The organism is Roseateles albus, assembly GCF_028595345.1.
Lineage (GTDB): Bacteria > Pseudomonadota > Gammaproteobacteria > Burkholderiales > Burkholderiaceae_C > Paucibacter_A > Paucibacter_A albus.
This window is the reverse complement of record NZ_JAQQXT010000009.1, coordinates 27,437-49,527: the sequence shown is the minus strand read 5'-3', so window position 1 is coordinate 49,527 and position 22,091 is coordinate 27,437. Positions and strand designations below refer to the sequence as shown.

The window sequence follows — 22,091 nt, the reverse complement described above, 5'->3', positions numbered from 1 at the left end:
TTTCACCATGACTGCCATCAGCAAGACTCCGCTCGACCAAGCCACCATGAAGAAACCCCTCAACCGTGCCTGGCTGACCGAGCACAGCATGACCCTCGGCTATGCCGTCTTGTTCCTCGTGCTGGCCGTCAGCGTCGAGAACTTTTTCTCGGCTGCCAATATCGTCGGCCTGATGCTGTCGGTGGCGCAGATCGGCATGGTCGCCTGCACCATGATGTTGTGCCTGGCCTCGCGTGACTTTGACCTCTCGGTCGGCTCGACGATTGCCTTTGCCGGTGTGCTCGGAGCCATCATCCTGGAGCACACCCAGAGCGTGACGCTGGCGGTCGGCGGCGGCTTGCTGGCAGGCGCCCTGATCGGCGCGGGCAATGGCGTGCTGATCGCTTATCTGAAGGTCAACGCCTTGATCGCCACGCTGGCCACCATGCTGATGGTGCGCGGCCTCGCCTTCATCGTCTCGCAGGGCCAAGCGGTGGGCATTGCCGACGAAGGCTTTATCGCCTTCGGCGACGCCCGCATCCTCGGCCTGCCCTTGCCGATTTGGGTGACGGGTGCTTGCTTCTTGGTCTTCGGCGTGCTGCTCAACCACACGGTATTCGGGCGCAACACGCTGGCGATCGGCGGCAACCCGGAAGCCGCCCGGCTGGCGGGCGTCAAGGTCGAGAAGCTGCGCGTCTGGATCTTCTTGCTGCAGGGCCTCGTGACGGCGCTGGCCGGCCTGATCCTGGCCTCGCGCATCACCAGCGGCCAGCCCAATTCGGCCACCGGCTTTGAGCTGGACGTGATCTCCGCCTGCGTGCTGGGCGGCGTCTCGCTGCAGGGCGGCAAAGCGCGCATCTTCGGTGTGCTGATCGGCGTGCTGATCATGGGTACGGTCGAAAACGTGATGAATCTGATGAATGTCGATGCGTTTTATCAATACCTGATGCGAGGCTTGATTCTGCTGGCCGCCGTCTTGCTGGATCAACTCAAAGCGCGCGGCAGCAAGCATGGTTAAGTTGCTTGCAGCGGCGCTGCTGGCCTGCTCGGCCGCGCAGGCGGCGCCCTTTCTGGCCGGCGGCGATGTCTCCGTCTTGCCCTTGATGGAAGCGCATGGCGCGATCTACTCGGACCGCCAAGGCAAACCCGGCGACGCGCTGAAGATACTGGCCGACCACGGCCACAATATCGCCCGCCTGCGCCTGTACGACAGCCCCGGCCCGGGCACGGGTGCGGACGGCTACTACTGGCCCGAAGGCTCGATGGATCTGCCGGATCTGCTCAAGCTGGCCCGCCGCGCCAAGGCACTGCAGATGCAGATTCAGCTGACCCTGCATTACAGCGATTTCTGGACCAACTCGAAGACACAGAACCTCCCCTCTGCCTGGGCGCGCGAGCTGGCTCGGCTGCCCGACGAAGCAGCGCGCCGCGCCCGCTTGGCCGAGCTGGTGTTCGAGCGCACCCGCGAGGTCATGCTGGCCATGCAGGCACAGGGCACCAGCCCAGAATTTGTCTCGCTGGGCAATGAGATCGAGCACGGCATGCTCTACCCTTACGGCAAGATCACGCCACCCGGCGACACCGGTTGGGACGGCTTGGCGCCGCTCTTGCGCGCCGGCCATGCGGCGGTCAGATCGGTCACTCCTAAGGCCAAGATCGTGCTGCACTTGGACGACGGCGGCAACCTGGCCAAGTACCGCGACTGGTTCGACCAGGCGCGCGCCCACGGCGTTGAATGGGACGTCATCGGTGCGTCCTACTATCCGTTCTGGACCAAGAAAACAGCCACCCAGATGGCAGCCTTCAGCCGTGCGGTGACGACGCTGTATGACAAGGATTTACTGGTCATGGAGGTCGGCTTCAACTGGACGCCCAAGCTGCCGAATGGCTGGCCAGGCCAGTTGAGCGACAACGGCCCCTACCCCGCCAGCATGAGCTCGCCGCAGGGCCAGCGCGACTTCATGGCCGAGCTGTTCGGCCTGCTCAAACGCGAACCGCGTGTGCTGGGCCTGCTCTACTGGGACCCGGTGATGATTGCCACGCCGGGCTTGGGCTGGGCCCTGCTTGAGGGCAAGGGCGGCAGCAAGGCCCAGGCGGGCCCGAATGTGGTGTCCAACACCACCTTGTTTGACTTCAAAGGCCGCGCCTTGCCGGTGCTCGATGCTTGGCGTGAGCAGTCCTTGAACCATCAATCTCCCCAGGTAAAACCATGACCCAAAGACTGCACAACAAAGTCGCCATCGTGACCGGCTCAACGCTGGGCATAGGCCGCGCCATCGCCAGGCTTTTCCTGGCCGAGGGTGCCTGCGTCGTCATCAACAGCCACCGCGATGATGCGGACGCCGCCGCCCTTTGCGCCGAGTTGCATGAGGACATAGACGGCGGGCGCTGCCTGTTCGTGCAGGCCGATGTGGCCGATGCGGCTGCCGTCAACGACATGGTGGCGCAGACGGTGCAGCGCTTTGGTCGCCTCGACATCCTTATCAACAATGCTGGCATGAATGTGTTTGCCGACCCCTTGGCCATGAGCAGCGAGCAATGGCAGCGCTGCTTTGCCGTCGATCTGGACGGCGCCTGGCATTGCGCGCGCGCCGCGCTCCCCCACATGCTGGCGCAAGGCGCGGGCAGCATCGTCAACATCGCCTCGGTCCATGGTCACCGCATCATCCCCGGCTGCTTCCCCTATCCGGTGGCCAAACATGCTTTGCTGGGCCTGACCAAGTCGCTCGGTATCGAGTACGCGGCGCGCGGCGTGCGGGTCAACTCGATCTCACCGGGCTTCATCATGACCGAGTCGAACCAGGCCTGGCTGGCCGGCTTTGCCGACCCGGCCGCCGAAGCACAGCGGCAGGCCGAGCTGCTGCCGGTCAAACGCTTGGGCGAGCCGATCGAGGTGGCCTATACCGCCCTCTTCCTTGCCAGCGATGAGGCTCGCTTCATCAACGCCGCCGACATCTTGATCGACGGCGGCCGCAGCCAGCTGTATCACGAGTAGAACTTGCGAAAAACCTCTCCAGCGTCCTTGCTCCGCCTTGCTGGAACTGTTTTGCGCAAGTTCTAGCACCCTCGCCCTACACTGAAAGCATGACCGAACATCGACCCAACAAGCCCTCCGACCGCTTTGTCCGATCCCATCTGAAGACGCGGCAACTGGTCTTGCTGGTCGAACTGGGTCGGCATGGTTCCATCCTGCATGCAGCGCAGGCCGCCAACCTGACGCAGCCGGCCGCCTCCAAACTATTGGCCGAGCTGGAACATGCTTTAGGCGTGCAATTGTTCGAGCGGCTGCCGCGCGGCGTGGCGCCGACCTTGTATGGCGATGTGATGATCCGGCGCGCCGGTGCCGCGCTGGCCGAGATGGACGCTGCCCATCAAGAGGTGATGGAGTTGCTGTCGGGCCTGAGTGGCCGGGTCGCGGTGGGCACAGTGATGACGCCGTCCACCTCGCTGCTGCCGGAGGCGGTCAAGCGGCTCAAGCAGAACTACCCGCGCGTCCATGTCGCGATCACGGTCGACACCAGCAAGCCGATGATTCAACGCCTGCGCGCCGGCGAACTGGACTTGGTGATCGGGCGCATTCTGGACACCGAATCGGCCGCAGTCTTGAACTTTGAGCCCCTCAATGATGAGCCACACAGCCTGATCGCGCGTGCCGGCCATCCACTGGCCACGCGGGCCAATCTGCAACTGGCCGAGTTAGTAGGCCTGGGCTGGATCTTGCCGCCCAGCGGCAGCATCCTGCGCGACCGGCTGACCGCCTTGTTTCTGTCCCAAGGCCTGGATCAACCGGCCGAGATTGTCGAAACTCTGGCGCTGCCGGTGATTACCAATCTACTGCTCGACAGCGACATGGTGTGCGCGCTGCCTACCGAGCTGGTGCAGCCCTATTTGGACGCCAAACTCTTGTCCATTTTGCCGATAGAACTCGGCATTCGCATGGACCTGTATGGCATCGTGACCCGCAAGAATAACCAGCTCTCCCCTGGTGCCCTGGCCATGCTGCAGACCCTGCGGGAAGTGGCCATAACTCGGCCATAGCTCGGCTTTAGCTCGGCTTTAGCTCGACCTTGAGTGAGCTTGCACCGCATGCAAAGGCCTGGCATCCGAAATTCATATATTTCCTGCGAGATAAGTGATAAGACGGCATACGCCTGTGTCCTTAGCATGGCCTCCAGCAGCCAACATCAATGACAGCACTGCTGCCGGCTCGGCCTGCCCTCAGCGCCCCGCCGGTTTGTCAATATAAGAATGGACAAGACATGAGACAGAAAAAATTGGCCTGGCTGATTCGGGCAATCTTCGTGCTGCCGGCAGTCGGCGGTCAAGCGCTGGCGCAACAAGCAGCACCTGCAGCAAAGCCGAGCACCGAGCTTGAAGCGGTGGTGGTAACCGGCATCCGCGCCTCGGTGCGCAGTGCTTTGGCGACCAAAGAGCTGTCCAACAGCATGGTTGAGGTGATTGCGTCTGAGGACATCGGCAAGCTGCCCGACACCACCATCGCCGAGTCTCTAGCTCGTCTGCCGGGCCTGTCGGCCGGCATCGACCGCGGCAACGCCAGCCAGATCGTGGCACGTGGCCTGGGCCCTCGCTTCGTCGGCGCGACGCTGAACGGCCGCGAGTTCGCCTCCAGCGAGCCGGACCGGGCGGTGCGCTTCGAGATGTTCCCGTCCGAATCGGTATCGGGCGCCACTGTCTACAAGACCCAATCCGCCGAGCTGATCGAAGGCGGCATCGCCACGACGATTGACTTGCAAACGGTTCAGCCCTTGGCCTACAAAGAGCGCCAGTTGGCACTGAAGGCCGATGCGCTCTATTACCAAATGGGCAGCAAGATCGACGGCGCCAAGACCACGGCACCTCGCCTGGGTGGCATCTATGTCGATCAGTTTGCCGACCGCACCGTCGGTGTGGCGGTAGCCTTCAGCTACTTCGACCAGCCTTCCCTGGAAGACCGGGTGGAGAGCTGGGACTTCAATAACGACCATTCCGCCGACATCACCGGCGACGGCAAGATCGACAAAACCCGCTGGGGCTTCCAGACCGGCGTCAAAAAGGGCACGAACAAGCGTTCCAGCGCCACAGGCAAGCTTGAGTACAAGCCCAATGCCGACCTCGCCATCACCGCCGACATCTATGCGGCGCGCTCCAATATCGAAGAACCGGCGCTGACCCATGTGCAAGACGGCATCGGCAACTGGGATGGCTGGCAAAGCGCGAACTTCAGCAATGTCAAGGTCGATGGCGGCTACGTCACCGCCGCAACGGTCAAGGACGTGACCCTGCAGACGCTGAATTCGCTGTGGAAGCAGGACATGAAGAACTTCGCCACCGGCTTGAACGGCAAGTTCAAGACCAATGGCTGGCAGCTCGACGCCGACATTGCCCACTCGACCGCCAGCCGCGACACGCTGTGGTCGGCCGTCGAATTGAAAAATCTGAAGTCCGGCGCCACCACCTTTGATTTCAGCAAAGACCAGTGGATGACCTATTCCACCAATCTGGACACCGGTAATCCGGCCAACTACGCGAACCAGGTCAGTGAGACTTGGGGGCCGACCAAAGGCGGCAAACTGGACGACTCGCTGAACTCCCAACAACTGAGCGCCAGCCGCCTGGTGGACTGGGGCGACGTCAACAAAATCAAGTTCGGCGCTCGCGCCACCCAGCGCGAAAAGTCCTACGAGGCGATCTCCTGGAACCTTGGGCCCACGGTGACGATTCCGACTTCGGGCTTCCAGCGCGCGACGGTCGACGGCCGGCCCGACTTTGTCGAACTGGTCGGCGGCTTCGCCGATGCCGTCGGCAAGTATTTCGGCCCAGCAGCACTGAGCTCGGCTGGCCGCACCTCGACCGACGCCAATCTGGTGCAAGACAACTGGCGCGCAAAAGAAAGCAATGCTGCCCTTTACGCCCAAGCCGACTTGGCCGGCCAGGCCTTCGGCGGCTTGAGTTACCGCGGCAACGCCGGCCTGCGCGCCATCCACACCAGCCAGACCGGCTATGGCTACGAGCAGCGCAATGGCGGCAAGCCCACCGCCGTCTCCGATGGCACCAGCTACACCAAGTTCCTGCCCAGCATGAACTTGATCCTGAATCTGGACGAAGAGGAAGTGAATCAGGTGCGCTTCGGCTTGGCACGTGCGATGTCGCGCGCGCCGCTGGACGTGATGAACAACGCCCACACGGTCTATATTGATCCCAAGGGGATTGACCCGACCATCGTGAGCGGCGGCAACCCGCGGCTCAAGCCGATGATGGCGGATCAGATCGATTTGACCTTTATGCGCTTCTTCGGCAAGGGCAGCCTGGTTTCGGCCGGCCTGTTCTACAAGGAGATCAGCGACTACATCGGCATCGCCTCGGTCAAGGGCACATTCGAAGGCAAGCCGGCCTATTTCACCCAACAGGTCAATCGCGACGGCGGCCATGTGCAGGGCTTTGAGCTGGTCTACCAGCAGGCCTTCACTGCCTTGCCGGCGCCGTTCAACGGCTTGGGCTTGCTGAGCAACTACACCTACTCCGACAGCAATATCAAGGAGAACGGTGACCGCAGCGGCCAGAGCTTCACCCCCATCGCCACCAACGGCCTGATGAAACACAACGGTGGCCTGACGCTCTGGTACGAGCACAATGGCTTCGAGGCTCGCCTGGCGGCCAATTACCACTCGGCCTTCAACCGCGCCCCGACCTGGGATTCGACCGCCTTCCAGCTCAACGGTGCGGAAACCTGGGTGTCATTGAACCTGTCCCAGCAGATCACGCAGCAGATGCAGGTCCGCTTCGGGGTCGAAAATCTGACCAACCAAAAGGTCATCTACACCGACCCGATGAATGCCTACCACCAGACTAACTTCCAGTTCGGTCGGCGCTTCAATGTGGGTGTTTCTTACAAGCTCTAAGTCAGGCCACGGCTAAACGGACGGGGCGGTGCGACTCTTCAGTCGCACCGCCCCTTCTTTTTATGGCTCAAGTCCTTTCGGTGCCGTCTCCATGCTCAGCTCGGTGTTCGGCAGCATGGATCTGAACGGTTCCCCGAACACGGCATTCTGATGGGCAAGAAGGAAACGGCCGAAATTGGTCCATTCAGGGTGCCGACGCCGGCGGCAGCGGCTTACGGCTTGGTACATCTGGAGTAGGCGGCTGATGCGACTCATTTGGACGGCTCGCCGCAGACGGGCAGCGGCATCCGATTCGACCGTTTGAACTGCAGGTCCAGCCAGTCAAAGGCAGCGTCCTGCTGCGCTGCCGTGAACTGATGGGCACCGGGCCAAATGCAAGTCTGCAAGCGCTCGGCCGCACCATAAGCCGACCAGACCTGCGCCATCTTGGCGAACGCCTGGCTCACCGAGGCGAGCGGGAACAAGGCATCTTGTGCGCCGGCATACATCAGCATAGGTTTGGGCGCCGCCAGAGCGGCCACATCGGGATAGTCCAAGTAACGCGCTAAATAGGGGTGCAGCATGGCGAAGCTGGACTGGCCCTTGAGCTGGTTGTTGCCTGGCACCATCAAGCCTTGCAAGCCGGCCATCCAGTTGACGGCGATGCTGGCCGTCACAGCGTCGGACAAGGCTGCCACCTGCCAGGCCCGCTGGGCGCCCATCGAAAAACCAAGCGCCGCCACATGGCGCGCGTCAACCTCGGGCATCTCGGCCAGAAACCTCGCCGCTCGTGCATCTTCGCTCGCGATCAAAGCGGCCCAGGAACTACCCAGATTGAACAGATTGGCCGCCAGCGCTTGTTGCGAATCACGCTCGAAGCCCGCGCCGGAGCGGTCGCCCCAGCCCAGCGCATCGACCGCCAAGACCACATAACCGCGCTTGGCCAATTCGTCGCCGGGGTAATGGCCAGAAAAGTAGCGGCCAGCCCATTCGGCAGCCGCACGTTCACGGGCTGGGTTGCCCCAGGGCTGGATCAGCTTCTCTTTGCCGATGTCAAAACGCGCGCCGTGATCATGCAATGCCAAAACCGCCGGAAACGGCCCTTTGCCCTTGGGCACGAGCAACAGCGCCGCGACACGGCTTTCTGCACTGACATTGAACTCAAGCTTGCGGGCGAGATAGCTGCCACGGTCCAGCTCTTCAATCACGCGGGCCGAGAACGGGGTCAGGTCTTGCCCGGGCAACAACATCAATTCACGCGCCTTGCGCAAACCCGCCTGGGTCCAGGCCTGGGGCTTGGCATGATGCTCGTTCGTCCAGCCCAGGCTGAAAGTCAGTTTGTCACGCAGCTGTTGGTGGAAGACCGGCAGCTGGCTCTCGGGGGCCAGCAATCCAGGGTTCTGATAATCGGCCCGGGCCGGGCCAATTTGAAGCAGGGCTAGCAAAGGCCAGGCCACGGCCAAGGATCGACGAAGACACAAAACATGCCGCCACATGGCACTGAGGCTACAAATGCTTGGCTGCACTGATGTTTTCACCAAAATTGTCTTCTTTGCCATGCAAGCCCACTGTATGCTGACACGAGCATACCGCCGACTCAGTCAGCAGAAAAAACCAGTGCCATGAGCTAATTGTTCGGGCATTCGAAATCAGGCGCCATCACGGCGCTAATGAGAATGGAGACAAGCATGGGATCTGGCAGCAATATCAAGATCGGCACCCGCTTAGGTTTGGCGTTTGGCGTGGTGCTGTTGATCACTGCCTTGATCGCGGGCATTGGCGCCTGGCGGCTCGGCACACTGAAGGCCGCCGCCAATGATTTGGCCACCGTCGAGATGGAGCGCAGCAGCTTAGCTGCGCGCTGGTCAGCCAATATCAATCTGAACTGGGTGCGCACCTCGGCCGCCTTGTTCGCCAGCGACGCCGCCTATGTCAAGGCCTTGCAAGCCGACATGGAAGCCACCTCCAAGCTGATAGGCGAGACCCAAAAGCAGTTGGAGCCCCTGATTACCGACACCAAGGGCAAAGACTTGCTGGCCGACATCAGCAAGGCGCGGGAGATCTACCGTGGGCCACGCAGTGAGTTGATGAAAAAGAAGCTGGCGGGAGAAGATGTCGCAGAAGCGGTCAAGTCGAATTTGCAACCCTTGGCCATGACTTATTTGGCCGCGCTCGACAAGCTTGATCAGCATATGGATCAGATGCTGAGCAAGAGTCAGGCCGAAACCAATGCCGTGGCCCAGACTGGTCAATGGATGTTGGGTCTGGGTGCCGTTCTGTCCTTGGGCCTGGGCCTGGGATTTGCCATCGTGGCGACCCGCGCCATCACGCGCCCGATCAGCCAGGCGGTGAGTTCGGCTCAAGCGATCAGCGACGGCGACCTGTCTGTGAGCATTGCCACACAGGGCTGTGACGAATCCGCGCAGATGCTGCAAGCCTTGTTGGCCATGCGTGACAAGCTCGCCCACATCGTCGGCGAGGTCAGGGAGAACGCCGAGGGCGTCTCCACCGCCAGCGCCGAAATAGCCCAAGGCAATCATGATTTGAGCGCGCGCACCGAGATGCAGGCCAGCGCCATCCAGCAGACGGCTGCGTCAATGGAAGAGTTGGGCGCCACCGTCAAACAAAACGCGGCGAACGCTCACCAAGCCAATCAGATGGCCTTGACGGCATCCAACGTGGCCATCAAAGCCGGCGATGTCGTCAACGAAGTGGTCGAGACGATGAAGGGCATCAACGACAGCTCCAAACGCATTGCCGACATCATCACCGTGATCGACGGCATCGCCTTTCAGACCAATATCCTGGCCCTCAACGCCGCCGTGGAAGCGGCGCGGGCCGGCGAGCAGGGGCGCGGCTTCGCAGTGGTGGCGTCCGAAGTGCGCAGCCTGGCGGGGCGTTCGGCCGAGGCTGCCAAGGAGATCAAGTCCTTGATCAGCACCAGCGTCGAGCGGGTCGAGTTGGGCAGCAGCTTGGTCGACCGGGCAGGTGTGACGATGACAGAGGTCGTGGCCTCGATTCAGAAAGTCACCCACATCATGGGCGAGATCAGCGCTGCCAGCAGCGAGCAAAGCTCCGGCGTTGCCCAGATCGGCACTGCGGTACAGCAGATGGATCAAGTGACCCAACAGAACTCCGCCTTGGTCGAAGAAATGGCCGCAGCGGCCAGCAGCTTGCGCACCCAAGCTCAAGCCTTGGTTCAGGCAATGGAATTTTTCAAGTTGGCGGGCAAACGCAGCCAAGGCTGAGCGCTTGTCATGGGCATGCCCAAGCTCACTTGGCCTGTGGCTCTGGCTCGGCATGCCGGCTTGGCTTCGTCCTTGTTGAAGTCTTTGTTGCTCGCTTGGCTGTTTGCTCTGCCGCTACTTGGAGGCGCCAAGGCTGAGCAAGCGGCTGCCGGCAGCGTGGCCGAGCCCACCACGAGAGTCATGCTGCTGGTGTCCTACCACGCCGGCATGGCCTGGAGCGACGAGCAAATCGCCGGCTTGCGCAGCGAACTGGCCCGCTATGACCGGCCCCTCAAGCTGAGCCTGGACTTTCTTGACACCAAGAATGTGCAGCCGCTGCCCGCTTATCAACAACAGTTCGAAGACCTGCTGCTGAGCAAGTACGGCCTCACGCCTCCGCGCCTGCTGCTGGCCACCGATGATGATGCGCTGGACTTAGCCCTGCGCATGCGGGCCCGCCATTTCCCGACTGTGCCGATTTTGTTCTCCGGCGTTTCGGGCAGTCGCCGGGCCAGCCTGCAGGATGAGGGCAACATCAGTGGTGTATTCGATGACGTCGACGACAGCCAAAACCTCGCCTTGATGTTGAAACTGCTACCGCGAACCAAACGGGTCGTGATCGTGCACGACCAAAGCAGAACCAGCCTGGCACAAGTGAGCAGCCTCGCGCCTGTTTTGGCCCAGCACCCCGGCTTGCAGGTCGAACATCTAACGCGGATGTCGGTACTGGAGGTGCAGACCCGTTTGCGGGCCTTGAGCGGCACCGATCTCGTATTGGCCCTGCCCTTCAATCTCGACGCCCAGGGTCGCGTCATCAGCCACGAGGAGGCCAGCGAACACTGGGCCGAAGCTGCAGCGGCCCCGTTGACGGTCACGCGCGACGTCAGCATGCGGCCGGGTGTATTGGGCGGCTTTCTGGTCACCGGCCGCCAGCAGGGCGAACATCTGGGCCGGCTTGCCGTGCAGGTCTTGCAGGGCAAAAACGCGGATGAACTGCCGATGTTGACCGGCCTGGGTGTGCCAACTTTCGAACACCAACAACTGCGCCGCTGGGGCATTGACGAGGCCGCCTTGCCAAATAATGCCGTGGTGCTGCATCGCCCAACCGATTGGTGGGCCGATTTGCGGCCCTATCTGGGCTGGTTGTTCAGCCTGTTTGGCAGCTTGCTGGTCATCATCGCGCTCTTGATCAACGGAATTCGACTGCGCCACCGCTCGGAGCAGGCCATGCGGCAAAGCACTCAAAATTATCTGGCGCTGTTCAACAGCAGCAGCGACGCCATCCTGGTGCGCGACGGCAAAAGCCTGGCCATCATCGACGTCAATCCGCGTTTTTGCAGCCTCTATGGCTATAGCCCGGATGAAGCCCGTTTGCTCAGCGCATCGCAACTCAGCGACGAAGCCAACTTCTACACCGGCGCCATGGTGGCCGAGCGAATCGACAAGGCCAGAAACGAAGGGCCGCAGTTTTTTGAATGGCGTTCGCGCCGCAAAGATGGCAGCCATTTTTGGGCCGACGTATCGCTGACCTCCTTCAAACTACCGGAGGGCGAACGCATCATTTCCACGGTACGCGATATTTCCGACCGCAAACAATTGGAGACACAAGCCCAGGCCTTCCAGCATCAAGTCAAACAGATCTATCAGAACCTGCCGGTGGCGGTGTTTGTCATCGATGCCCAGCACCGGGTGAGCTTCTGGAATGAGCAGATGACGCGGCTGACCGGGGTCGAGGCAAAAGACATCATCGGCAGTCATGAGGCTTGGCGCGGCATCTACCCTACGGCCCGACCTTGCCTGGTTGATGCGGTGGTGGACGGCCTAGGCGTCGAAAGCCTGACGCAGCTCTACGGTGACCAACTCCGCAGCAGTGATGAGGTGCTGGGGGCAATGGAAGGCGAGTCCTGTATTCCCGCGCAGGGCGAACGCGCCGAGCTTTGGCTGCGCTTTTGCGCAGCGCCCTTGCGTGACGAGCAGGGTCAGGTGGTCGGGGCGATTGAAACCGTGATCGACGTGACGGTTCTCAAACGCACGCAAGAGAGCCTGCTGGCCCTCAATCAACAATTGGAGGCCCGCGTTGAGGCGCGCAGCCATGAGTTGGAGCTGGCCATGGAGCAACTGCTGCAGGCCGACAAGATGGCCGCTCTGGGCAGCTTGGTCGCCGGTGTAGCGCATGAGCTGAACACGCCGCTGGGCAATGTACTGACCGTCGCCTCGACGATAGCGGACACCAGCAAGGCCTTTGGCCAAGAATTGCTCGGTGGCCGCCTGCGCCGCGCCGAGGTTGAGGCTCGCTTGAACCAATTGCATGAAGCCAGCCTGCTGATCGAGCGCAACGCCAAGCGTGCGGCCAAGCTGGTGGCGGATTTCAAACAAATCGCGGTGGATCAAAGCAGCACGCATCGACGTGAATTTGCCTTGCAGGATCTGGTCAATGACACCCTGTCGATGCTGAGCAGCAGCCACCTGCTGGGCCAGGTGCAAATTCAAGTCGATATCGACCCTGGCATTCACCTGCACAGCTTCCCCGGGCCGCTGGAACAAATTCTCAGCCATCTGCTGACGAATTCCGTCAAACATGGCTTTGAGGCACAGGCCGAAGGCTGCATCACCATTCAAGCGCAGGCACAGGGCACCGAGGTCTCCATCACCTATGCCGACAATGGCTGTGGCATAGCGCCGGCCGCACTGCGCCATCTTTTCGAGCCTTTTTATACGACCCGGTTCGGCCAGGGCGGCAGCGGCCTGGGCCTCTACATCGTCTACAACCTCGTCACCAGCGTCTTGGGCGGACGCATTGAAGTCAGCAGCAAGCCAGGATTTGGCTGCCGCTTCGACCTGCATCTACCGCTGTATATGGATTCGCGTTCAAGCGGGACCTAGCCGCTCGGCCAATGGAATGCGGGCGAGCGGCGCTTCGCTGGTATGAGGTCTGCTGACCCTCGGGCACAATGCCCGCCGATGCCGCAACTCCCAATAAGCAACCCATTCGAGCCCGCTCAGCTTTTCGGTTATGCGGCCTTTGCGCTGGGCGTGGCCAGTTTTGCGCAGACCGACGACAGGCGTTTCAAGATCTTCATGGCCTTGGAGTGCTTGAGCTACGCCCTGCATTTCAGCCTGCTGGGCCAACCCACAGCCGTGGCCAGCAGCCTGGTTTCGCTGGGCCGCTCGGTGGCGGCAATTCGCAGCCGCTCGCCTTGGGTCGCAGGGTTCTTCATTGCACTCAGTCTGAGCCTGGGCGCCTGGCTGCAAACCGGATGGCTCTCGCTGCTGCCGATAGCCGCATCTTGCATAGGCACGACGGCGTTGTTTTTTCTCAAAGGCATGCAGATGCGCTTGCTGATGCTGGTGGGCACGCTGCTCTGGCTCGCCAACAACCTATGGGTCGGCTCGATCGGAGGCAGCCTGTTGGAGGCGACCATCGCTGCGACGAATATCATGACTCTACTGCGCCTGCGGCGGCGCACAGCATGACTTGAGCCACTCGGCATAAGCCGCGAGCGCCTTGGCAGGCCCCGTGCTGTACCAGGCGTAGCCATTGCGGCGCTCCAGGCTGATGTCGTCCACGTCGTCATGCAAGCTCTTGTCACGGTCACCGAACACCGGCTTCAAGGTCTGGGCATCGTAATAGCGCGCCCAGAGCTGAGCGGCGCCGGCGCGCGGGCGCAGGCGGCGGCCTTGCGCTTCGTCGACCTTGCCCCACACCATGCCCTCGATGGCCAGCGCACGCAAGGCGGCAACGCCAGCCTCGACGGCCTGCACCACGGCCGGCGACGGTTGCGGCAAGCTCATCAAGTAAATTAATACCTGCGCGCTCTCTGCGCTGCTCAAGGCGGCGGGTTCATAGTTGCGGGCAGACACCGGCGCCAAGCTCAGGGCATCGTATTGCTGTGCCCACAGCAGCTTGCGGCCGTGGGCGCTGACCTGCGTCGCCAGCAGACTTTCGATCGCCCGGCGCTCCGCCAGCGCGGCTTGCTCTTGCACGCGCTGGGGCAGACCTTGGAACTCGTCCGCACCGCGCGCCACCGCCCCCATCAACTCTGCCACCGCAACCATCGCGTTATCGTTCAAGGTGATGGCGTCGTGATAACCCCCTTGCAAGGGCCAGACCTGGGGCCAGGCGCCATTGGGAAACTGCGCGCTGAACAAATAGCTCAGGCCTTTGAGCAGGCTTTGGCGAAAAACTGCCGCCTGCTCCGGCGGCAATTGCGCCACGACCTTGGCCAGGAAGCGAATTTCGGTGACGGTGGCATCGTTGTCTATGGTGCCCACATAGCTCCAGTGGGGCTCGATCGCTTGGTCAAAATCGCCCGGCGTCGGGTGCTTTGAATTGCTGTTGGCCACATAGTCCTGGCCCGGCAGGCGCACCGGGCGATCACGCGGCTGGTTCTTGCCCCAGCCGCCGGCGGGTGTTTGAAAGCTGACGATATTGTTGGCGACCAGCAAGGCCTGGGCCGAGCCGTACCACGCCGCCGGCTGACCCAGCGGCATGCTCTTTTCGCTATTGCCTCCATCGGGGCCGGCTGGCGTGGCTGCACTGCCCGCACGCTCGGCCGCCAACGCGGCCTTGTCGGCAGCGCGTTGCTGGGCTGAGTGTTCCAGATATTGGCCCCAAGCCCGCCGCAGATCGGCCGATTCAAGCTCGCCCAGACGCTCGGGCGTCAGCGGCACGACCGGGGCGTTGACACCAATCACGGCGGATTGAACTGCGCAGGCGAGGCCCAGCAACAGCGCTGCAGCCCAGCGCGAACGGGATGAGGGGAATGTGATGCTCACTGCTATTCGCTTTCCTTGGGGTGGCTTGCGTGCGGGCCTAACGCGAAAATTCATTCAAGTCGAAGTCATACTTTTTGAAATCGAAGTCAATGCCCGTCACCGCTGCATTGCTCAGTTTGAGGACCCGGCGCCTAAGCGGCTCCACCGCTTCAATGCTCTGGCGAAAATGCAGCTTGAACAAGTTCAACAGCGAACCATCGGCATAGGCCCGTTTGAGCCCTAACTCCACGCGCTGACGGGCGGCCTGATTGTCTTTGTGGGTATAGAGAAACTGCGGCATCGGATAGCTCAGCATGAAGCTGTGGTCCAACACCAGCTCGGGATGGGCTTGCATTTCGCCCGCCACATCATTGATGCCTCGGCACAGCAGATCGAACCTGTCTTTGCTGAGCATGCCGAACAGGCTTTCATACGAAGGCACCTCCGCCACCTCGAAACCATTGTTGCGCAGCACATTCACGTCTTGCCAACCCACCCCCTGGCCGATGCTGAACTTCTTGAGCTCGGCTACGCCGTCAATCTTGGCCACAGCCGCACGCGCGGCCGGCGCGACAAAACAGACGCGGTAGCCGACAACGCCCAGATGCAATGGGAAGCGCACATAGTCGAGCCCTTCCTTGGCGAAGGCCTCATCAAAGGACAAGACCGCAAAGAAGTTGGGATGCATATTGCTCTTGGCGACCCGGATATTGCGCACCTTGTTCATGCGGTCTTGCTGCTCGAAGCGGTAGCCGCCATGGCTGGACACCGTCTTGTCGAGCGCCAAGCGCAACAGGTCGGTCGTGTAGTCAAGCCGTCGATCGTTATCGCTCTCCGGCGAGCGATAGCTGACCACCAGATCTTCCGCATAGACCGGGCTCAAGGTCATCAGCACCAGCCACAGCAACTGCAGGGACGAACGGAGCCAACTTCGGGTCATCACAAGCGCGTCATGCCCCCTCCTCTCAGACATGCGGCATCTGCGGATCGCCGGCCGCCACGCAACGCTGCTCTTGCACGCCCAGGCCCTGAATGCCCAGGCTCATGCGGTCCCCGGCCTTGAGGAACCAAGGCTCGGGTTTCTGGCCCAAGCCGACCCCGGGTGGTGTGCCCGTGCTGATCACGTCGCCGGGCTGCAAGGTCATGAAGCGGCTGATATAGCTGACCAAGGCGGCGATGCCGAAAGCCAATTGCCGGGTCGAACTGTTTTGGACCCGCTGGCCATTGACCTCCAACCATAGGCTCAGGTCTTGCGGATCGGCGATTTCATCGGCCGTCACCAACCAGGGGCCAATCGGCGCGAAGGTATCGCAGCCCTTGCCCTTGTCCCATTGGCCGCTGCGCTCGAGCTGGAATTCGCGCTCGGAAATGTCGTTGACGATGGTGTAGCCAGCCACATGGGCCAGCGCCTGGGCTTCGCTGACATCGCGGGCGGTACTGCCGATCACGACGCCCAGTTCGACTTCCCAGTCCGTCTTGCGCGAGCCGCGCGGAATGACCACTTCGTCAAAAGGCCCGCAGATCGCGCTGCTGGGCTTCAAGAACAAGACCGGCTCGGGCGGCAAGGCCAGCCCGGCCTCGGCCGCATGGTCGGCGTAATTGAGGCCGACGCAGACAATCTTGCCGGTGCCGCCAAACGGCGTGCCGTGGCGCTGGTCCAAGGGCACCAGCGGCAATCTGTCCACATCCAGCAAGGCCAAAGCGGCCAAGGTTCGCGGGTTCAGCTGCGCCGGGCCAATATCACTCAGCAGCATGGACAGGTCGCGGCGCTGGCCGTCCGACCCCAAGATGCCCGGTTTCTCCTGACCGGCTGCGCCCCAGCGTAAAAGTTTCATCTCGTTGACTCCGAATAGATGGGCCTTGGGATGACCCAAGCTTAATGGGATGCGGCGGGCTGGAAGAGCGAGCCCCAACCGGCTTTCGGACTCATGTCCTGCAGCTGCCATTCGGCCGGATTGAAGGCCTTGCTGGTCGGCGCATAACGCGGATACCCGTGGGCATTCTCCAGCTCCGAATCGATGATCTTGCCGCGACTCTCGGCCACGTCGGAGAGCAGCTTGAAGTCGATGGGGTCGCGGTCCCAGGGCCGCGCGCCTGCGGCCAGCGGCAGCTCGCGCTCCAACAGGTGCACCGGGAAGACCTGGATATCGTCCGGCAGATAAGGCTTGCCCGCCTGCAATATGCGCGCCTGGCTGGCCGTGTAGAGGCCGGTCTGGGCGAGCGGCTTGCCGACATCATCAACCGCCAGGTTGTCTTGCAAAAACAGTTCCACATCGCCGACGCCGCCGAGCGCGAACAGCGGCGTGTTGGGCTTGCTGTCCGGCCCTTGGCGGTAGACATTGCCGACCAGCGTGACCCAGCCGGTTTGCGGCGCGTGGCCAACCCATTCATGTGCAACCAGGTTGTAGTGCACGGCCTTGGCGCCAGGGTTGTAGATCAGGTTGTTGACCATGGCCGCGCGTACGCCGCCCTTGAACAAGGCATTGCGCTCCTGATTCGAGGCGTAAATATTGGCGTAGAGCAGGATGCCGTTGGCATTGTCGTGAATCAGGCTGCCCTTGGAATGTTCACCCTTGTTGTGGACCGAATTGGCCAGGCCCTCATAGATCAGGTTGTAGCTGTAGGTGATCGCATGCGAGGTATTGCGCCGCCATTCGTCGGGGTTGGCGCCGTCAAAGCGCGGACCACTGGCCGACAGGTTTTCGTCGGTCGCCCATGAAAAGCTGCAGTGGTCGACGATCACATGGTGGGCGCCGCCCGGCGCCCCTACCGTGCCAATGCCGTCTTGATCGGCGCCACTCTTCTTGGCGCGGCCGAATTCGCCGGGCCGGATCATCAAGTGCTGGATGATCACCTGGTGAGTGGCGATATTGGTTTGCCCTTTGACGACGGTGATGCCGGGCTTGGGCGCGGTTTGGCCGGCCACGGTCAAATAGGGGTGGCGAATGGTGAGGTTCTTGCCGCCCATATCAATCACGCCGCCGACCTCGAAGACAACGATGCGCGGCCCCTCGGCCTCGACCGCTTCCCGATAGGAGCCCGGCCCCGACTCCTTCAGGTTGCGCACGCGGATGATCCGGCCGCCCTGCCCGCCCACCGTGCCTGCGGCCCAGCCGAGGATGTCGTAGCTGGCGGGGTTGAGCTGCGCCAAGACGCGCAAGGCTCCCGGCGCTGCGTCGGCTGCGGGCAGCGCCAAGGTCTGAGATGCGGAAGCAGGCTTGCTGGCGGGCTCACTCATTGGCGGCGAAGCGACCGTCATCAAGACGGCGGCACCCAGGCCAATACCAACGGCGAGGCTGATCAGCTTGCTCAGGCCCTGGCTTTTGGTCGGCCGGTTTCGATAGGTGGGAGGTGTCATAGCTGAGGCGCCTGTGGAGCGACCAAGGTTTCAAGCAACAAATCGGCCATCAACTCGGGCGCGATCAAGGCGCCGCGGTGCTGTATCACCCGTGCCGCCAGGCGATTGCCGAAGCGGGCCGCCTCCAAGGCCGAAGCGCCCACAAGGCGGCGGCTCAGATAGCCGGCCGCGAAGGAGTCGCCGGCGGCCGTGGTGTCCACCACCTTGGGCACATGTTCGGTGGCCGCTTGCTGCCAGCCCAGCTCGATCGCATCCGGCGCACGTACCAAGGTCGCCGCCATGCCGCGCTTGATCACCAACTCGGGCGGCGCCAGCGCTTGCGCGGCGGCCACGCCCGCCTCCAGCGTGGGCAGGCCGAACAGCGCTTGATGATCGTCCGCCGTCACCAAAGCGATGCTGGCCAGCTCAAACGCCTGCATGAAAACGGCTTGTGCTTCGGCCACATCCCGCCACAGGCGCGGCCGGTAGTTGTTGTCGAACACCACCACCTGGCCGCGCTCACGCATCGCTTGCATCAACATCAACAGCCGCTGACGTCCGCCGGGCGGCAATATCGCCAGGCTGATGCCGCTCAGATAGAGCGCGTCCCAGCGATACAGGCCTTGCTCCAGCGCCGTGATGCCATCATCGAACAGGGCTTTGGCGGCACTCGTGTCGCGCCAGTAGTTGAAGCGGCGCTCGCCCTGCGCATCAACTTCGATCATGTAGAGCCCCGGCATGCGGCCGGGAATGCGCCGCACCAAATCGGTCTCGATGCCGGCCGCAGCCCAGCGCTCCAGCATGCCGCTGCTCAGGCTGTCGTCGCCCAAAGCGGTGGCGTAATGGCTGCGAACACCGGCCGCGGCGCCGCAGCGCGCCAGATAGACCGCCGTGTTGAGGGTGTCTCCGCCGTAGCTCTGCTGCATCGAACCAAAGGCCTGGCCTTGCAACTCCAGCATGCACTCCCCCACCAGGGCCACCTGCATCGTTCTACTTGTTTTCATCGGGTATTTGCTATTTTGAAACGGTGTTTCTTTATTTTATGTCGACAAATACAATATTTGAAACAGCAAACACCCTGATACAGCGAGGCAGGCTTGCTGAGGCTTGTTCAGGGCAGCGTATAGGCCGTCTTCACCACCGTGTAGAACTCGGCGGCGTAGCGGCCCTGCTCGCGCGAGCCGTAGCTGCTGCCCTTGCGCCCGCCAAAGGGCACGTGGTAGTCGACACCCGCCGTGGGCAGATTGACCATCACCATGCCGGCTTGTGAATGGCGTTTGAAATGCGTGGCATGTTTGAGCGAGCGGGTGACGATGCCTGCGGCCAGGCCAAACGGCGTGTCATTGGCGAGCGCCAAAGCATGTTCGTAGTCGCGCGCCGTCTGCACGCTCACCACCGGGCCGAAGACCTCCTCGCGATTGATGCGCATCTCGGGCGAAGTCTCGGTGATCAAGGCCGGGCGCAAGTAAAAGCCGGGCTGCCCTTGCTCGTTCTCGGCCAAGGCCTCGCCGCCAAAGGCCAGCTTTGCCCCTTGCTGCTGCGCAATGCGGACATGGTCGAGGTCTTGATTGAGCTGCGTCTGATCGACCACGGGGCCAATGTCGATGCCGGCCTGGCGGGCGTTACCCACCTTCAGCGTCTTCATCTTCTCGACCATGGCCGCGACGAAGCGCTGCTGCAGGCCCTCGCTGACGATCACGCGGGAAGAAGCCGTGCAGCGCTGGCCGGTTGAGTAAAAGCCACTTTGCACCGCGCAATTGACTGCCACATCCAGATCGGCGTCATCCAGCACGACCAGCGGGTTCTTCCCGCCCATCTCGAGCTGGAACTTGGCCATGCGTGCCACACAAGCCGCTGCCACTTTCTGCCCGGTGCCGACCGAGCCGGTGAACGTCACTGCCGAAACGCGCGCATCCTCAAGCAGCACAGCGCCAACTTCCGAGCCACGCCCCATCACGAGATTGAACACCCCTTGCGGCAGCCCGCTGCGCGAGAGGATTTCGGCCAAGACCCAGGCCGAACCCGGCACCAGATCGGCCGGTTTGAAAACCACGCAATTGCCATAGGCCAGGGCCGGGGCGATCTTCCAGGCCGGTATGGCGATAGGGAAATTCCAGGGCGTGATGATGCCGATCACGCCGAGCGCCTCGCGCGTGATCTCGACTCCAACGCCAGGCCGCACCGAGGGCAATAGCTCGCCGCCCGGGCGCAAGGCCTCGCCGGCAAAGAACTTGAAGATATGGCCGGCCCGCGTCACTTCGCCCACCGCCTCGGGCAGCGTCTTGCCTTCCTCGCGCGCCAGCAAATCACCGATCTCAGTGCGCCGGGCGAGGATCTCGCTGCCCACGGCATCGAGGATGTCAAAGCGTTGTTGAGGCGTTGACAAGCTCCAGGCCGGGAACGCGGCCTCGGCGCTAGCGACGGCAAGCCTGGCCTGGGCGGCATCGGCTTGCGCGTATTCGCCCACCAAGTCACGCGTGTCCGAGGGGTTGATATTGCGCGACACGCGCGCGCCGTCCAGCCATTCGCCGGCAATGAAATTCTTGAACATGGGAATTGCCTTTTTATCGGTCCAGGGCGGGCCGCTTGGGATTGAAATTCCAGCCGGGCAGCAGGTATTGCATGGCCATGCTGTCGTCACGCGCGCCGAGGCCATGTTGAAGATAGAGCTGATGCGCTTTCTCGACCTCGACCATGTCCAGGCTCACGCCCAGACCCGGCTGTTTGGGCACTTGCACATGGCCGCCCACGATTTGCAGCGGCTGCTGGGTCAGGCGCTGGCCGTCTTGCCAGATCCAATGGGTGTCGATGGCGGTCACCCGACCGGGCGCCGCCGCCGCCACATGGGTGAACATGGCAAGCGAAACATCGAAATGATTATTCGAATGCGAACCCCAAGTCAGGCCCCAGTCGCGGCAAGTTTGCGCCACCCGGACCGCGCCGGCCATGGTCCAGAAATGCGGGTCGGCCAAGGGAATATCTACCGCATGCAAGGCCAGGGCATGACTGAGTTGACGCCAGTCCGTGGCGACCATATTGGTGGCCGTGGGCAAGCCGGTAGCGCGGCGGAACTCGGCCATCACCTCGCGGCCGGAATAGCCGTCTTCAGCGCCGCAAGGATCTTCGGCATAGGCCAGAACGCCGCGCATATCGCGCATCAGGCGTATCGCATCCTTGAGCAGCCAGCCTCCATTCGGGTCCAGCGTGACGCGGGCTTGCGGAAAGCGTTCGTGCAGCGCGCGCACAGCCTCGACCTCCTCTTCGCCGCGCAGCACGCCGCCCTTGAGCTTGAAGTCGTTGAAGCCATAGCGTTCGCGCGCCGCCTCGGCCAAGCGCACGATGGCCTCGGTGTCCAGCGCTTTTTCATGCCGCAGCCGCAGCCAGTTATCGCTAGCACCCGCTTCACTGCGGTAGGGCAAATCGGTGCGCGAGCGGTCGCCGATGAAGAACAGGTAACCCAGCATTTCCACGGCCTCGCGCTGCTGACCCTCGCCCAAAAGCGCGGCCACCGGCACATTCAGATGCTGGCCCAGCAAATCCAGCAGAGCCGACTCGATCGCAGTGACCGCATGGATGGTGGTGCGCAGATCAAAGGTCTGCAGGCCACGCCCGCCGCTGTCGCGGTCGGCAAAGCATTGCTGCACGCTCGCCATCAGGCGCTGCTGCGAGCCCAGCGGCTGGCCGACGATCAGCTCGCGCGCATCCTCCAGCGTGCGGCGAATCAGCTCGCCGCCCGGCACCTCGCCAACGCCGGTGCGGCCGTCACTGTCGGTCAGGATCAACAGATTGCGGGTGAAGAACGGCCCATGGGCACCGCTCAAATTGAGCAGCATGCTGTCGTGGCCGGCAACCGGGATCACCCGCAGGCCGGTGATGACGGGGGTGGCTGACAGACTCATTTCAATGCTCCGGCAG

16 protein-coding genes are annotated in these 22,091 nt (G+C 62.4%); 8 read left to right on the top strand and 8 right to left on the bottom strand.

Annotation, left to right across the window (positions count from 1 at the left end; translation table 11 throughout):
- Positions 1–46 precede the first annotated feature (46 nt).
- The 5 genes from araH to PRZ03_RS15035 all read left to right on the top strand — a co-directional run bounded on the left by araH (position 47) and on the right by PRZ03_RS15035 (position 6,878).
- Positions 47–997 (top strand): L-arabinose ABC transporter permease AraH, encoded by a 951-nt coding sequence (gene araH / locus PRZ03_RS15055; protein ID WP_263534090.1) that lies wholly within the window; start codon positions 47–49, stop codon positions 995–997.
- The gene (locus tag PRZ03_RS15050) at positions 990–2,192 is read left to right on the top strand and encodes a glycoside hydrolase family 53 protein (protein WP_273601069.1); all 1,203 of its coding nucleotides are present in this window, start codon (positions 990–992) and stop codon (positions 2,190–2,192) included. The genes araH and PRZ03_RS15050 overlap by 8 nt, the downstream gene beginning before the upstream one ends.
- Positions 2,189–2,974 (top strand): SDR family oxidoreductase, encoded by a 786-nt coding sequence (locus PRZ03_RS15045; RefSeq protein WP_273601068.1) that lies wholly within the window; start codon positions 2,189–2,191, stop codon positions 2,972–2,974. Before PRZ03_RS15050 ends, PRZ03_RS15045 begins: the two co-directional genes overlap by 4 nt.
- Before the next feature lie 89 nt (positions 2,975–3,063).
- Positions 3,064–4,017 (top strand): LysR family transcriptional regulator, encoded by a 954-nt coding sequence (locus PRZ03_RS15040; RefSeq protein WP_263534014.1) that lies wholly within the window; start codon positions 3,064–3,066, stop codon positions 4,015–4,017.
- 221 nt (positions 4,018–4,238) lie between these two features.
- A complete protein-coding gene (locus PRZ03_RS15035) occupies positions 4,239–6,878 on the top strand; it encodes a TonB-dependent receptor (protein WP_273601067.1) in 2,640 nt (879 codons plus the stop codon).
- A 251-nt stretch (positions 6,879–7,129) separates the two neighbouring features.
- Here the strand turns inward: PRZ03_RS15035 and PRZ03_RS15030 are convergent, their stop codons facing one another.
- Positions 7,130–8,314: a dienelactone hydrolase family protein gene (locus PRZ03_RS15030; RefSeq protein WP_273601065.1), complete on the bottom strand. Its 1,185-nt coding sequence runs from the start codon at positions 8,312–8,314 to the stop codon at positions 7,130–7,132.
- A 231-nt stretch (positions 8,315–8,545) separates the two neighbouring features.
- Here PRZ03_RS15030 and PRZ03_RS15025 point away from each other — a divergent pair, with 231 nt between their 5' ends.
- The 3 genes from PRZ03_RS15025 to PRZ03_RS15015 all read left to right on the top strand — a co-directional run bounded on the left by PRZ03_RS15025 (position 8,546) and on the right by PRZ03_RS15015 (position 13,558).
- The gene (locus tag PRZ03_RS15025) at positions 8,546–10,105 is read left to right on the top strand and encodes a methyl-accepting chemotaxis protein (protein ID WP_273601063.1); all 1,560 of its coding nucleotides are present in this window, start codon (positions 8,546–8,548) and stop codon (positions 10,103–10,105) included.
- A gap of 15 nt (positions 10,106–10,120) precedes the next feature.
- Positions 10,121–12,967, top strand: coding sequence for a sensor histidine kinase (locus PRZ03_RS15020; protein WP_273601062.1), 2,847 nt, complete (start codon positions 10,121–10,123; stop codon positions 12,965–12,967).
- 78 nt (positions 12,968–13,045) lie between these two features.
- Complete coding sequence (locus PRZ03_RS15015) at positions 13,046–13,558, top strand: YgjV family protein (RefSeq protein ID WP_273601061.1); 513 nt, start codon at positions 13,046–13,048, stop codon at positions 13,556–13,558.
- Here the strand turns inward: PRZ03_RS15015 and pelA are convergent.
- The 7 genes from pelA to gudD all read right to left on the bottom strand — a co-directional run bounded on the left by pelA (position 13,529) and on the right by gudD (position 22,075).
- On the bottom strand, positions 13,529–14,860 hold the full coding sequence (gene pelA, locus PRZ03_RS15010) for a pectate lyase (protein WP_273601060.1): 1,332 nt from the start codon (positions 14,858–14,860) through the stop codon (positions 13,529–13,531). The genes PRZ03_RS15015 and pelA overlap by 30 nt on opposite strands.
- A gap of 37 nt (positions 14,861–14,897) precedes the next feature.
- Complete coding sequence (locus PRZ03_RS15005) at positions 14,898–15,779, bottom strand: hypothetical protein (RefSeq protein ID WP_273601059.1); 882 nt, start codon at positions 15,777–15,779, stop codon at positions 14,898–14,900.
- 25 nt (positions 15,780–15,804) lie between these two features.
- Positions 15,805–16,674 carry a fumarylacetoacetate hydrolase family protein gene (locus PRZ03_RS15000; protein WP_273601058.1) on the bottom strand — a complete coding sequence of 290 codons (870 nt, stop codon included), beginning with the start codon at positions 16,672–16,674 and terminating at the stop codon, positions 15,805–15,807.
- A gap of 41 nt (positions 16,675–16,715) precedes the next feature.
- A complete protein-coding gene (locus tag PRZ03_RS14995) occupies positions 16,716–18,197 on the bottom strand; it encodes a pectate lyase family protein (protein WP_273601057.1) in 1,482 nt (493 codons plus the stop codon).
- Positions 18,194–19,180: a sugar kinase gene (locus tag PRZ03_RS14990; RefSeq protein WP_273601056.1), complete on the bottom strand. Its 987-nt coding sequence runs from the start codon at positions 19,178–19,180 to the stop codon at positions 18,194–18,196. The genes PRZ03_RS14995 and PRZ03_RS14990 overlap by 4 nt, the downstream gene beginning before the upstream one ends.
- 107 nt (positions 19,181–19,287) lie before the next feature.
- The gene (locus PRZ03_RS14985; RefSeq protein WP_273601054.1) at positions 19,288–20,727 is read right to left on the bottom strand and encodes an aldehyde dehydrogenase family protein; all 1,440 of its coding nucleotides are present in this window, start codon (positions 20,725–20,727) and stop codon (positions 19,288–19,290) included.
- 13 nt (positions 20,728–20,740) lie between these two features.
- Complete coding sequence (gene gudD, locus PRZ03_RS14980; RefSeq protein WP_273601053.1) at positions 20,741–22,075, bottom strand: glucarate dehydratase; 1,335 nt, start codon at positions 22,073–22,075, stop codon at positions 20,741–20,743.
- Positions 22,076–22,091: the final 16 nt, after the last annotated feature.